Raw genomic sequence first — 13,601 nt, 5'->3', positions numbered from 1 at the left:
GCACCGCTCAGATGGTCCGTTCGTGTCCGGCCCAGTAGGGGGCCCGCAGGGAGCGCTTGAGGATCTTCCCGGTGGGGTTGCGCGGCAGCATGTCGACGATGTCGATGGTCGCGGGGCACTTGAACTTCGCCAGGTGCCGACGGGTGTAGTCGATGAGTTCCTGCTCGTCCGCCTTCTGGTCCGGGGCGAGCACCACCACCGCCTTGACCGTCTCGCCCCACTTCTCGTCCGGGACGCCGATGACCGCGACCTCGGCGACGGCCGGATGCTCGACGAGGACCCGCTCGACCTCCGGGCAGTACACGTTCTCACCGCCGGTGATGATCATGTCCTTGAGCCGGTCCTCGATGAACACGAAACCGCCGTCGTCGACCCGGCCCATGTCGCCGCTGCGCAGCCACCCGTCGGCCGTGATCGTCTCGGCCGTGGCGTCGGGCCGGTTCCAGTACCCGGGGGTGGTCTGCGCCGAGCGCCACCACAGTTCGCCGATCGCGCCCGGGGCCGCGTCCTCGAGCGTGGCCGGATCGACGACGCGCATCTCCACGCCGGGAATGGGGGTGCCGGCCGACGCCATCCGCGCCTCCTGCGCCGGATCGCGGTGCACCTCCGGCAGCAGCGCCGTGATCACCCCGGCGAGCTCGGTCATGCCGTACACCTGGACGAATTCGGTGTCCGGCCACGCGGCGAGCGCGCCGCGCAGCAGCGGCAGCGGCATCGGCGCGGCGCCGTAGGTGATGCGCTTGAGCCGGGAGAACGCCCCGATCGCGTGCGCTCCCGCGCCGAGGACGGCCGCGATCACCGGGGGCACCAGGAAGGCGATGTTCGCGCCGGCCGCGAGACCCGTGAACAGTGACGGCGCGTCGGCCTCCCGGGTGAACACGCACCGGCGGCCGTCGTGGATACCCATGATCGCGTAACAGGTGCCGCCCACATGGAACAGCGGCATCGCCACCAGCAGGCAGTCACCCTCCGTGAACGGAAGCACCGCGAGCACGTCCTCGGAGTGCGCGAACAGGTTGCGGTGCGTCAGCTGCACACCCTTGGGCCGGCCGGTGGTGCCGGAACTGTAGAGCAGCAGCGCGGTGGTCTCGGGCGCGACGTCGGGCAGGGTCGCCGGCGCGGCCGCCGCGAGCCACGGCTCGAACTCGTCGTTCTCCCCGCCCACGACGACGATCTTCTGCACCGTGGACAGCCGGGGTCGCAGCGACTCGATCTCCTGCGCGAATTCCGCTCCCACGAACAGGATCCGGGCGCGCGAGTCGTTGATCACGTAGTCGAGCTCGTCGCCGGCGAGCCGGAAGTTCGGGATGGCGTTCGCCGCGCCGAGCGCGGAGGTGGCGAAGGTGACCTCGAGGCACGCGAGGTTGTTCTTGTCGACGAATGCGACGGTGTCGCCGGGTCCGACGCCGTCGGCGGCGAGGGCGCCGGCGAGGTGGAGCAGTCGCTCGTGCCACTGCGCCCAGGTGTGGGTGCGGTCGAGGTACTGCACCGCGACCTCGTCCGGTTTGGTCTGCGCCCAGTGCGCGACGCGGTCGAGGATGACGGACGGGGCGGGGACGGACATGCGTGAGCCTCCTGGGGGAACAGGTGCCGCCGTGTGGCGGGTGTCACACAGGTTATTGCCGGCGGGGCGTGGCGTCTCGGAATCGGACGTATCGCCGCCGGGCGGGTCCCGTGGTCCGGCTCCGCGAGGTCAGGGCAGGCAGGCGGCGTAGCCGCCGGCCTCGAAGGTGGCGGTGTCGCAGTACGCGGCCCGCGGGTAGTAGGGCCCCATCGTCGCGGCCGGATCGCCGCCCTGTGCGGCCTGCACCGACTGCGGGTAGAACGCGTCGGCCGGCAGCATGTTCCGGTAGAGCAGAGTCTTCTTGGGGACCTCGGTCGAGCCCCACGGCAGCACCGTCACCGTCGGATCGGCCGTGGCGCGGGCGGGCACGTCCTGGGGCGCCGCGACGACGTAGGTGAACCAGCCCTCCGCGTCGGTCGCCGTCTCGAAGTCGGCCGCGCACGCGACCACCGGGTACGGGGTGACCTGGTCGTTCTGGCACATCGACCAGTACCGCACCTGGCGGCCGGGCGTGGTGACGGGTTCGCCGGCGCGGGTGTCGGGGAACGTGGGGGCCTTGCCGCGCACGACGAGGATCCGGCCCGGCTGGTACGTCAGCACGGAGCCGATGTACTTGTTGTCGCCGTTCGGGAACAACCCGGACGTGGTGGCCGGGCTGACGAAGGTCGCCTCGGGGTTGTTGCCGGGGAAGGCGCCGGACGCCGCGCCCTCGACGATGCGGTCGACGGCCGCCTCGGCGGCGCGCTCGACCGGTCCGCTGCCGTAGTCGGCGGGGTCGAAGTCGGAGCTGCACGTGGGCACCGGCACGGCGCGCCCACCCTGGTGCAGCGTCACGTCCGGTAGCGGGACCCCGCCGGTCGGGGAGGCCGGGTCGTCGGGCACATAGACCCGGACGATGAGGAATCCGGCCGGTGCGGTGGGCGACCCGCCGGTGGGCAGCGCGCCGATCTCGTTGCGGGCGTGGTCGGCCGGACCGGTGACGACGGTGGCGCTCCAGCGCCGGGCCGAGGCGGGCAGCCCCTCGGCGGCCGCGTCCGCGAACGGGTTCCCGCTGCCCGGATCGGGTGCGATCTGTGCGTCGCGCAGGGTGTCGACCGTGTCGAAGTTCGTTCCGTAGGTGTTGAGCGAGAAGTACCGGGCCGCCGGATAGGTGCCGTGCAGTTCGATGCTGTCGCCCGGGGCCAGCGCGTACGGCAGCACCCAGTAGGTGGCATCGACGTCGGGGAACGCGATGTCCAGCACGGTCGAGTCGGACCGGAACTGCCACGCGCACGAGCCGACGGGTTCCTGGGCCGCGGAGGTCGCGGGCGTCAGCAGTGCGTGCGCCGCCGCGAGCAGGCCGACGAGCACGGCGGTCCGTCGCCGGCCGCGCACGGCCGTCGCAGGATCGGGTTCGGCCGTCGAACGATCGGGTGCGGCCACGGGAACTCCTTCGCCGGGGGCCTGGTCCTGTCGCATCATCTGTACCGGAAACGGGCAGGCCGGGCCTGCGGTTCGGGGAAATTCGCGATCGACGCCGTGCGTCTCGGCGCGTCTGTGCGGTGCCGCGGGGAGAGGCGATTGGGGTGTCGAGCGGCACAGGGCTTACAGTTGCGTCGTGCAACACAAGCGGGAGGTTGCGGCGCAGTCCGCAGCGGCCGGTGTATCCGAGGTATACGACGAGTTCGTGTACCTGATTCGCCATCTCACAGCGGGGGAGCGCGCCCACGACGACGTGCTCTCGCTGGCGCAGCATTCGATGCTCGGCTTCATCGACCGCAACCCGGGCTGCCGAGCCACCGACATCTCGGATGCGTTCAGCGTGAATCGGTCGACCGTCTCCCGTCAGCTGCGCAGCTGCATCGACGCCGGGCTGGTCCAGGCGCAGGCCGGACCCACCCGGCTCGGCCACCCGCTCCGGCTCACCGACCGGGGCCGCGAGACCCTCGCCCGCACCGTCGCCGGACGTCACGACGAGATCCGCGCGGCGCTGACCGGCTGGGGCCAGGACGACATCGATCGGTTCGTCGACATGCTGCGCCGCTTCCGCCAGGGAGTGGAACACCGGTCCACTGCCCGCCCCGACCACAACGAGGGAGACGCTCGTGCGTGAGTACACCACCCCCGCCCAGTTCACCGTCGGCGACGACGAATCGGTCGTCCGCACGGTCTTCACGCACGCGGAGAAGACTCCGCACCGCGTGATGTACTCCCGCCCGGAGGGCGAGGACTGGGTCGCCGTCACCGCACGGCAATTCGCCGAGCAGGTCTCGGGGGTCGCCAAGGGCCTCGTCGCGGCGGGCGTGCAGCCCGGCGACCGGGTGGCCCTGCTGTCGGCCACCCGCTACGAGTGGGCGCTGTTCGACTACGCCATCTGGGCCGCCGGCGCCGCCACGGTGCCGATCTACGACTCCTCGTCCACCGAGCAGATCCGCTGGATCCTGCAGGACTCCGAGGCGGTCGTCGCCGTCGTCGAGACCGCGCGCCACGAGGCGCTGTTCGTCGACATGCCGGACACCCTGCGCCGCACCCTGCGGATCGAGGGCGGCGCCGTGGAGATGCTGATCGCCGAGGGCGCCGGCGTCGACGACGCCCAGCTGCAGGCCCGCCTCGACGGCATCCGCGCCGACGACCTCGCCTCGCTGGTGTACACCTCGGGCACCACCGGCCGGCCCAAGGGCTGCATGCTGACCCACCGCAACTTCTACAGCGAGGTCCGCGGCATCCTGACCGCCTCGATCGGTGAGGTGGCCAAGCCGGGCAGCCGGGTGCTGACCTTCCTGCCGCTCGCGCACGTGCTGGCCCGTGCCGTCTCGCTGGCCGTCTTCGAAGGCGGTGCGGCGCAGGCGCACTGGTCGGACTTCGGCACGATCTCCGCCCAGTTCGAGCGCTACGCCCCGAACACCATCCTCGGCGTGCCGCGCGTCTTCGAGAAGGTGCGCGACGCCGCCGCGCGCAAGGCCGCGGCCGGCGGCAGGTTCAACGCGGCGATCTTCGCGTTCGCCGAGGAGACCGCCATCGCCTACAGCGAGTCGCTCGACCACGGCGGTCCGTCGTTCGTGCTCAAGGCCAAGCGCAACATGGCCGACAAGCTCGTCTACGCCAAGCTGCGGCAGGCGATGGGCGGCGAGTGCTGGTTCGCGATCTCCGGTGGTGGCGCCCTGAGTCCCCGTCTCGGCCACTTCTTCCGCGGCGTCGGCGTCCCGATCTACGAAGGCTACGGCCTGACCGAGAGCACCGCCGCGCACAGCGTGAACGTGCCCGGCGCCCAGAAGATCGGCACCGTCGGCCAGCCCATGGGCGGCAACAGCACCCGCATCGCCGACGACGGCGAGATCGAGCTGCGCGGCGGGGTCGTGTTCCAGGGCTACTGGCGCAACGAGAAGGCCACCGCCGAGGCCTTCCACGACGGCTGGTTCCGCACCGGCGATCTCGGCGAGATCGACGAGGACGGCTACGTGAGCATCACCGGCCGCAAGAAGGACCTCATCATCACCGCCGGCGGCAAGAACGTCTCGCCCGGGCCGCTCGAGGACCGGATGCGCTCGCACACGCTCGTCTCGCAGGCCGTGGTCGTCGGCGACGGGCGCAGCTTCATCACCGCGCTGCTCACCGTCGACCCCGAGGTGCTCGACAACTGGAAGGCCGAGAACGGGAAGGCGCCGACGGCCACCATCGCCGACCTGCGGCACGACCCGGCGCTGCACGACGCGCTGCAGTCCATCGTGGACGACGCCAACTCGATGGTCTCCCACGCCGAGGCCATCAAGAAGTTCGTCATCCTCGACCGGGACCTCACCGAGGAGACCGGTGAGCTGACGCCGACGCTGAAGATCAAGCGCAACGTCGTGACCGAGCGCTTCGCCGCCGACATCGAGAGCATGTACGCGAAGTGACGCGCGGCCGGCCGCCGGGTTCGGAACCCGGCGGCCGGCCGAGACGCTCAGGCCTCGTCGGCTGCGGAGGGATCCGGGGCCGGCGCCACAGCGGCGAGCAGGGCCGCGAACCGCTCGTTGCCGGGCAGATCGTCGAGCAGCACGGTCCGGCCCTTCTCGTCGGCCAGCGGGATCCGCCAGTTGGGGTACTCGTCGGTCGTGCCCGGCTGATTCTGGCTGCGCCGCTCACCGACCGCGTCGGCCAGCGACACCCCGATCAGCGCCGACGGGCTCGCCGCGACGAACCGGTGCAGTGCCTCGACGGTCCGCTGCTCGTCGGCGACCTCGTCGAGCAGTCCGCGCTCCCGCAGCACCGCCAGCACGGCGCCGCGTTCGGCGGCCGCGTCGGCGGCCTCGGTCTCCAGGTCCCGTTCGAGCAGACCCAGCTCGGACCGCAGCGTGATGTGTTCTCCGGCAAGGAAACCCGCCGTCGGTGGCAGGTCGTGCGTGGTGACCGACGTCAGGCACAGCTCCCGGTAGCTCTCCGGGGGCCGGGGGTCGTCGCCGTCGCGCTCGAACCACAGGATCGACGTCCCGGCGATGCCGCGGCGGGACAGGTACTCCTGCACCCAGCTCTCGAACACGCCGAGGTCCTCGCCGATCAGCACGGCGTCGGCCCGGTGCGCCTCGAGCGCCAGGATCCCGATGAGGGCCTCGTGGTCGTACGTGACGTACGTGCCCTGATCGGGCGTGCAGCCCTCGGGAATCCACCAGGTGCGGAACAGGCCCAGGATGTGGTCCACCCGCAGGCCGCCGGCGTGGCGCAGCGCGGTGCGCACCACGTCGCGGTAGGGCCGGTAGCCGAGCTCCGCGAGCCGGACCGGATGCCAGGGCGGCTGGGTCCAGTCCTGACCCTGCCGGTTGAAGTCGTCCGGCGGCGCACCGACCGTCATGTCGCGGATCAGAGCGTCGCCGAGCGTCCAGGCGTCGGCGCCGTCGGGACGGACACCCACCGCGAGGTCGTGCACGATGCCGACGTCCATGCCGGCGGCACGCGCCGCGGACTGCGCCTCGGCGAGCTGCTCGTCGCACAGCCACTGCAACCAGCAGTGGAACTCGATGCGCTCGGCCAGCTTGGTGCGCTGCCGCGCGACGTACGGCGCGTCGGGGGTCGCCGCCAGGGTCTCCCAGCGGGCGCTGCGATCGCCGAACTTCTCGGTGAGCGCGCACCACAACGCGAAGTCGGTCAGCGCGTCCCCGCCCGCGGCGCGGAACGCGTCGAACTCCGCCTGCCGCGCCGGGCTGCGCGGCACCCGGAACACGTGCCCGAGCACGTCCAGCTTGGCCCGGAACGCGGCGTCCCGGTCGATGCGCTTGTCCTTGCGGTTCGACTTGGCGAACTTCCCGGCGTACGCCTCGAGCGTCTTGCGGTGCTTGCGCGGCAGGAACGCCGCCTCGCGGATGTTCTCCACCCGCAGATAGATCGGGTGGACGAACCGCCGCGAGCTCGGCAGGTACGGCGACGGCTCGAGCGGCGGCTCCGGCTCGCCCGCGTGGACGGGATTGACGAGCACGAAGTCACCGCCGTCCACCGAGGCGGTGATCGCGGCGAGGTCCGCCAGGTCCGCGAAGTCGCCGACGCCCCACGACCGCTTCGACCGCACCGAGTACAACTGCGCGGCCAGGCCCCGGCGACGTCGCTCGAGGAGCCGGTCGGCGGTGCCGAGACGCGCGGGTGTCACCACCAGGGTGGTCTCGGCCTCGGTGTCGTCGCTGCGGGCGTGCAGGGTGTGCCACCCGAGCGGCAGGTCCGGGACGGCGAACGTCGCGCGGCCGACGAGCCGGCCGTCGACCTCCCGCGGATCGACCCACACGTCGCGCTGCGCGACGTCGACGACGTCGCCGTCCTCGGTGCACACCTGCACCTGCACCGCAGTGCCGTGCGGCACGTGCACGGGGAAGGTGCGCTCCTCGCCCTGCACGACCACCAGGACGGGTGGCAGCATGCGCCGCCACGGCTCGTTCGGCAGATCCGCGAGGACGGCGTCGATCTCCGCCTCGGTGCCCGCGGACACGCCCAGCGAGGCCAGGACCCGGCGCAACGTGTCGTCGCTCGCGTAGTGGTCCTGCTTGTCCCACCCCACATACGAGGTGGCGATCCCGAATTGCTCGGCCAGTTCCCGCAGCTTCACCGTCGATGTCACGACACCCGATCATGCCAGGTCGCGGACCACTCGGCAGACCCGGCGATGTCAGTTGCGGACTGCGGGGCCGAGGTAGGCGAGCACGGCCAGGACGCGGTGGTGGCCGTCGGGTTCGGGGGGCAGACCGAGCTTGTCGAAGACGGCGCGCACGTGCGCGCCGACGGTACGTTCCCCGAGGGACAGGGCCGCTCCGATCGCCCGGTCCGAACGGCCTTCGACCAGGAGGGTGAGGACCTCCCGTTCCCGGGGGGACAGTTCGTCGAGGGCCACCCGGTCGCGGTGCGGCCGCGAGACCAACCGGCCGACCACGTCGGGATCGATCGCCGTTCCGCCCGCCGCGACGCGGTGCAGCGAGCCGAGGAACCCGTCGATGTCGGAGAGGCGGTCCTTGAGCAGATATCCCAGACCGGCCGTCCCGCCGGCGAAGACGTTCATGACGTTCTCGGTTTCCACGTACTGGGACAGCAGCAGCACGGCGGTGCCCGGGAAGCACCGGCGAATGGTGAGGGCGGCCTCGATGCCCTCGGTGGTGTGGGTGGGAGGCATCCGGATGTCGACGACGGCGAGGTCCGGGCGCTGCTCGCCGACCAGCCGCAGCAGGGCCTGCGCGTCCGCGGCCTGGCCGACCACCTCGATTCCCTCGTCGTGCAGCAGGCCGGCGATCCCCTCGCGGAGCACCGCGGAGTCGTCGGCGAGCACCACCCGGAGGTTCACGACGGCTCCCCGGATGTCCCGGTGGTGAGGGGAAGGGACAGCGTCAGCGTCGTTCCGCCCCCCACGGGACTGTGCACGGTGAGCACCCCACCGAGGGCCGTGGCCCGGTCCGCCAGTCCGCTCAACCCACCGCCGGCGGTCAGCGTCGCACCGCCGCACCCGTCGTCGGTGACGACCATCCGCAGCATCCCGCCGTCCCGGCGAAGGTCGATCTCGATGTGGGTGGCGCCGGAGTGCTTGGTGGCGTTGGCCACCGCCTCGGCGGCGATGAAGTAGGCGGCGAGTTCGACAGAGGCGGGAGCCCGCACGGTGAGGGTGTCGACGATCTCCACCGGCAGCGGCGCGCGCTCGGCCAGGGCGGTCAGCGCGGCGGCGAGCCCGTGTTCCTGCAGCACCGGGGGATAGACACCCCGGGCCAGTTCCCGCAGTTCCACCAGCGCCGAGTCCAGTTCGGCCGTGCCCTCGTCGAGCAGCTCCTGCTTACGCTCCGGCTGGGATGCCCGCTGCGCACGCCGCAACAGAATCGTCGCGGCAACCAGGCGTTGCTGCGCACCGTCGTGCAGGTTGCGTTCGAGCCGCCGCCGTTGGGCGTCCCCGGCGGCGACGATCCGCTCCCGGGACCGGCGGACCTCGGCGAGCTGAGCCTGCAACTCGGACTGGAGGCGCTGGTTGTCCAGCGCGAGGGTCGCGGCGCTGCGCACCGCCGCGAGCAGTTGCGGCTGATGTCGCAGCGACCGGTCGTACACCAGCGCTCCGACCGGGACGCCGTCGCGTTCGAGGACGGTCGCCGCGCGGGGGTCGTCGTCGTCCGGCAGGCTCTGCGGCTGCCCGTTCGCGTCGAGATAGCTGTTCCACTGTGGTGACCACGACCACAGGATCAGGCCTGGGTCGCGCAGTGCCTTGCGCAGCGCGTGGACGAACTCGTCCCCGAGCGGGGCCGCACCGACCTCGATCATCACGTCGCTGACCGCGCTGCGCGCGACCCGGTAGCGCCACAACCCGACCAGCACCGCCACCGGAAACAGCGCGGTCGCCAGATAGCTCAGGTAGGCCGTCCACACGTTCCCCACGCCGGAAGACCGCGCCGTGACCAGCCCCGTTCCGATCACCGTGGCGAATCCGAGAATGCCGGCGATCCACAGGGGCGCGAACGCGGCCCGGTAGGCCGGGGACCCCGACCGCCAGCGGGCCAGCAGCACGCCGATCACGACCACACTGATGCCGATGGCAATTGCGCCGAAGACGAGCTGCAGCCCCCTGAAGATCGCCGGGTCGTCCCGGACCAGCAGCAGGTTGGGCGCGGTGAAGCGTTCTGTGCCGACCATCACGGAGGGGTTGTAGAACATCAGATCGAGCAGGACCGAGACCAGGAAGTACACATAGCAGCCCCCGACGAACCACCGTTCCCACCGCCGGTTCAATCGCCCCGTCGGAAAACCGAGCAGGATATGGATCAGCACCGGGAGATACATCACCGTCAGCGCCGCGCCCACGGTGAAGACGACCGGGTTGCGTGACGCACCGCCCCCCTTCACCAGCCACAGCACCCCGGCCAGCACCATCAGCCGTCCCGTGTTGTCGTCCGGGCGGCTCCGCCACGCGATGATGCCCGCCGCGACGAAGGCGACGCCGACCGCGGGGAAGGCGACCAGTTCCGCCGGGCCGACGGGCGGACCGCCGGGCCAATCGAGCGACACCACCACCACCGCGACCACCAGCAGGGTGGTCACGGCGACGATGGCCGGCACTGTTCGACGACTCACGACGAGGCCTCCGATCCTCGCTCCCAGCATCTCGCTCCCGGCCCCGCCGGACCACCGTGCTGGCACTGTTCGACCATCTCGGCCGTCACGTGATTCGGCGGCAGCGCCTGCACGGAGATCCGTACCGTGCCTGCACGGAGCCCCGGCCGGTGTCTGCACGGTGCGCTCCGCGCCGGACCGGCGCCAGGTCGGCGGACAACCGCGCGCCGCAGCGGTTCCGCCGACGATCCCCGAGGGGTTGAATAGAGGAGGTGGGCCGCTTCGGGAGGTGGTGGCGGTGACGGGGAACGGGGCTCCCGGGCCGGGTTCGGTGTTTGCCGGGTACACCATCGAGCGGCTGCTCGGCGCGGGCGGCATGGGTTCGATCTACCTGGCGCAGCACCCGCACCTGCCGCGCAAGGTGGCCCTCAAACTTCTCCACCCCGCCCTGACCGCCGACGACAGCGTCAAGGCCCGCTTCGAACTCGAGGCCGACCATGCCGCGCGCCTCGAGCACGCCAACATCGTCCAGGTCTACGACCGCGGCTGCGAGGACGGCCGGCTCTGGATCGCCATGCAGTACGTCCCCGGCACCAACGCTGCCGCGCTGCTCGGCCACGGGCCCGTCCCGCCCGAGCGGGCAGTCCACATCGTCTCCGAGATCGGCAAGGCACTCGACTACGCCCACCAGGCCGGGGTGCTGCACCGGGACGTGAAGCCGACGAACATCCTGCTCGCCGAACCCGCCGGCCCGGGCGAACCCGAACGGGTCCTGCTCACCGATTTCGGCATCGCCAAGGCCCTCGACGAGGCGGGCGGGCTCACCCGCACGGGGATGTTCGTCGGCAGCCTGCAGAATGCCGCACCCGAGCAATTCGACACCACCGCCGCGCTCGACCACCGCACCGACATCTACTCGCTCGGCTGCACCCTCTACCACCTGCTCACCGGCCGGCCCCCGTATTCCGGCGACACCCTGGCGAAGCTGTGGCACGGGCACGTCCGCAGCCCGATACCCCGGCCGAGCGAGGCCCGGCCCGACCTGCCGAAGGCGTTCGACGCCGTCGTCGCGGGTGCCCTCGCGAAGGACCGCAACGACCGCTACGACACCTGCAGGGAACTCACCGCCGCCGCCCGGAACGCCCTCACGTCCGAGACCACGACCACCGTCCCCGCGCCGGCAGCCGACGACACCCTGGCCCGGACGGTGGCGGTGGACGCCGCGTCACCGAGCAGGGTCGCCGCGACGCGGCGCGCGACGCGGCGCGGCGACAGCGCGGCACCCCTGCGGGTGGTGCTCGCCGACGACTCCGTGCTGCTGCGCGAGGGTATCGCCCGGCTGCTGTGCGACGAGGGGATCGACGTCGTCGGCGAGGCCGGCGACGCCGCCACCCTGCTCGGTCTCGTCGCCGACGAGCGGCCCGACGTCGCCGTCGTCGACATCCGGATGCCGCCGACCCACACCACCGAGGGAATCGTCGCCGCGGCGGCCATCCGTGCCGACCACCCGGACACCGCGGTGGTACTGCTGTCGCAGTACGTGGAAACCGACCACGTCATGAATCTGCTCGCCGACGGGGCCGCCGGCCTGGGCTACCTGCTCAAGGATCGGGTCGCCGACATCGACGAGTTCGTCGACACCCTGCACCGGGTCGCCGAGGGCGGCTCGGCCATCGACCCCAGCGTGGTGAGCCGGATGGTGGCCCGGCCCCACCGCGACAGCCGTCCCATCGACACGCTGTCCACCCGCGAACGTGAGGTCCTCAGCCTCATGGCCGAGGGCCGCTCGAACCGGGCGATCGGGGCGGCCCTGTTCCTCGGAGAACGCACCGTCGAGGCGCACGTCCGGGCGATCTTCCTCAAGCTCGGTCTGCACCCCGAACCCGAGGACCACCGACGCGTCCTGGCCGTGCTCAAGCATCTCGAGGCGACCACCCCGTGAACCACCCCGGCTGCCGAGGGCCACGCCGGGTGCCCGCGCTGCGGCCGCGCCGTCCCGCGGAAACGGCTCGCACGCACGAGGTGCTCAGTCGGAGAGTTCGTCGAACAACGTCGGCTCGTCCGGGTTCTCGAACAGCTCGATCTGCTCGGGTGGGGACGGACGCGGCCGCCGCACGCGTGTGGTGGCGGTGCCCGCCGGGGGCACGAGCAGCCGCATCGCTGCGGTGAGCGAGCGGCAGGTCAGCTCCCACTCCTGCGCCTTCGCCTCGGCGCGGGCGATGCCGGCGCCGTCTCCGGCCGCGGCACGCCCCATCGCCTCGGCCTGCCAGCAGACCTGCGCGTCCACGCTCATCCGCAGGAAACGCAGCAGCTGGTCCGGTTCGTCGCCGGCCATGCGGGCCACCGTCCGGGTCTCGACCTCCGCCCGGCCGTCGAGATGGAGATCGCGCAGTGCCAGCAGCGTCGGCGGCAGGTCCTCCTCGGAGTCCGTCGTCCACGGCGGCAGCTCGTCCGGGGGCGGCGGCACACCGTCGTGGTCGGTCTCGTGCAGCAGCTCGCCGCCGAGGCGGGTGCCGAACGCCTCGTCCAGCCCCTCGAGGAACTGCGCGACGTGGTCGAGCGTGGTCAGCAGGTGGGCCGGCACGAACGGCGACGCGGGCAGGTGTGCCGCCACCGCGACCCGGTCCTCGACCAGCACGAACTTCAGGTGCGGCCACCGGCGGTTGAGGTCGGCGACGACCTCGGCGGCGCGGGTGCGCCCGGTGATGTTGTGGACGATCGGGGCGAACACGTCGACGGTGCGCTCGTGCGGCCCGACGCCGACGAACACGAGCACCCCCGCGACCCGCAACGCCAGGTCGCCGTCCTCGTCCCACAGCGGGACGTCGCCGATCCGCTCGCGCAGCGTCGACTCGATCAGCTCGCGCACGTGCTCCTCGCCCGCGGTCTCGACGGCGAGCGGAAGCGCGGCCGGCGGCGGCGTCTCCTCGGCGGGCGCGGGCAGGTCGAAGGCCGCCGCCCGGCCGGCGCCGAACGTCTCGGTGCGCAGGAACAGCGGATGCGGCACCCCCCACACCCGGCGCAGCGCCGTCACCGCGACGGCCGCGAGCTGGTCCGCCCACGCCGCGGGCCGGTCCATCCAGTAGGCGGGGGACCCGCCGTCCTCCGGGTCCTCCGGTCCCCGGGACGGTTCGCGCCAGCCGAGCTCGGCGAGCAGCGCCTCGTCGGCCGGGCGGAGGCGACGGTCGCCGCCGAGGTGGGCGTTGGACGGCACCTCGCACCGCACCTGGCCTGCACCCCACGCGTAGAACTGCACGCACGGTCCGGCGGGTCCGGTCTCCTCCTCGACGAGCGGCTCGAGGAGCAGCCCGTCGCCGTCGCACATCGACGCCACGTGATCGGCGAGCCGTGCCCGGAACTCGCTCCAGGACCGGTCGACGTCGCGGTCGAATCGGCTCTCGGTGTCGGTCACGATCCGCCCCCCTTTCCCAGTGCTGCCGGACCAATCTGTGCCGGAGACACTAGTCGCGCCGTCCGACAGGTGCCCGGCTCGGCGCGGGTGGTGGTCGCCACGTGGCACCGG

Annotated in this window: 9 protein-coding genes; 3 read left to right on the top strand and 6 right to left on the bottom strand. The window is 72.1% G+C overall.

Annotation, left to right across the window (positions count from 1 at the left end; genetic code table 11):
- Nucleotides 1-7 precede the first annotated feature (7 nt).
- Together A4U64_RS14860 and A4U64_RS14855 are read right to left on the bottom strand one after the other, a co-directional pair.
- Nucleotides 8-1,564 carry a long-chain-fatty-acid--CoA ligase gene (locus A4U64_RS14860; protein ID WP_065922731.1) on the bottom strand — a complete coding sequence of 519 codons (1,557 nt, stop codon included), beginning with the start codon at nucleotides 1,562-1,564 and terminating at the stop codon, nucleotides 8-10.
- Between the two features lie 129 nt (nucleotides 1,565-1,693).
- Nucleotides 1,694-2,986, bottom strand: a complete 1,293-nt coding sequence (locus A4U64_RS14855; RefSeq protein ID WP_006939455.1) for a hypothetical protein — start codon at nucleotides 2,984-2,986, stop codon at nucleotides 1,694-1,696.
- 175 nt (nucleotides 2,987-3,161) lie between these two features.
- Here A4U64_RS14855 and A4U64_RS14850 point away from each other — a divergent pair, with 175 nt between their 5' ends.
- Both A4U64_RS14850 and A4U64_RS14845 read left to right on the top strand, forming a co-directional pair.
- Complete coding sequence (locus tag A4U64_RS14850) at nucleotides 3,162-3,656, top strand: MarR family winged helix-turn-helix transcriptional regulator (RefSeq protein WP_006939453.1); 495 nt, start codon at nucleotides 3,162-3,164, stop codon at nucleotides 3,654-3,656.
- A complete protein-coding gene (locus A4U64_RS14845) occupies nucleotides 3,649-5,439 on the top strand; it encodes an AMP-dependent synthetase/ligase (protein ID WP_065922730.1) in 1,791 nt (596 codons plus the stop codon). The genes A4U64_RS14850 and A4U64_RS14845 overlap by 8 nt, the downstream gene beginning before the upstream one ends.
- 47 nt (nucleotides 5,440-5,486) lie before the next feature.
- Here A4U64_RS14845 and malQ read toward each other — a convergent pair whose 3' ends face one another.
- Genes malQ through A4U64_RS14830 form a run of 3 tightly spaced genes read right to left on the bottom strand, consistent with a single transcriptional unit; the run spans nucleotide 5,487 to nucleotide 10,099 of the window.
- Nucleotides 5,487-7,622: a 4-alpha-glucanotransferase gene (malQ, locus tag A4U64_RS14840; protein WP_065922729.1), complete on the bottom strand. Its 2,136-nt coding sequence runs from the start codon at nucleotides 7,620-7,622 to the stop codon at nucleotides 5,487-5,489.
- Nucleotides 7,623-7,670: 48 nt separating this feature from the next.
- On the bottom strand, nucleotides 7,671-8,336 hold the full coding sequence (locus tag A4U64_RS14835) for a response regulator transcription factor (RefSeq protein WP_043797247.1): 666 nt from the start codon (nucleotides 8,334-8,336) through the stop codon (nucleotides 7,671-7,673).
- Nucleotides 8,333-10,099, bottom strand: a complete 1,767-nt coding sequence (locus A4U64_RS14830; RefSeq protein WP_230304451.1) for a sensor histidine kinase — start codon at nucleotides 10,097-10,099, stop codon at nucleotides 8,333-8,335. Before A4U64_RS14830 ends, A4U64_RS14835 begins: the two co-directional genes overlap by 4 nt.
- A gap of 268 nt (nucleotides 10,100-10,367) precedes the next feature.
- Between A4U64_RS14830 and A4U64_RS14825 the strand changes: the two genes are divergently transcribed.
- Nucleotides 10,368-12,020 carry a protein kinase domain-containing protein gene (locus A4U64_RS14825; RefSeq protein ID WP_006939444.1) on the top strand — a complete coding sequence of 551 codons (1,653 nt, stop codon included), beginning with the start codon at nucleotides 10,368-10,370 and terminating at the stop codon, nucleotides 12,018-12,020.
- A gap of 84 nt (nucleotides 12,021-12,104) precedes the next feature.
- On the opposite strand, the gene A4U64_RS14820 is transcribed toward A4U64_RS14825, so the two are convergent.
- Nucleotides 12,105-13,490, bottom strand: coding sequence for a T3SS (YopN, CesT) and YbjN peptide-binding chaperone 1 (locus A4U64_RS14820; protein ID WP_065922728.1), 1,386 nt, complete (start codon nucleotides 13,488-13,490; stop codon nucleotides 12,105-12,107).
- Nucleotides 13,491-13,601: the final 111 nt, after the last annotated feature.

It is taken from the genome of Rhodococcus sp. WB1 (assembly GCF_001700945.1).
Taxonomy (GTDB): domain Bacteria; phylum Actinomycetota; class Actinomycetes; order Mycobacteriales; family Mycobacteriaceae; genus Rhodococcus; species Rhodococcus aetherivorans.
The sequence above is the reverse complement of the archived record's forward strand: the minus strand, read 5'-3'. Positions and strand labels throughout refer to the sequence as shown.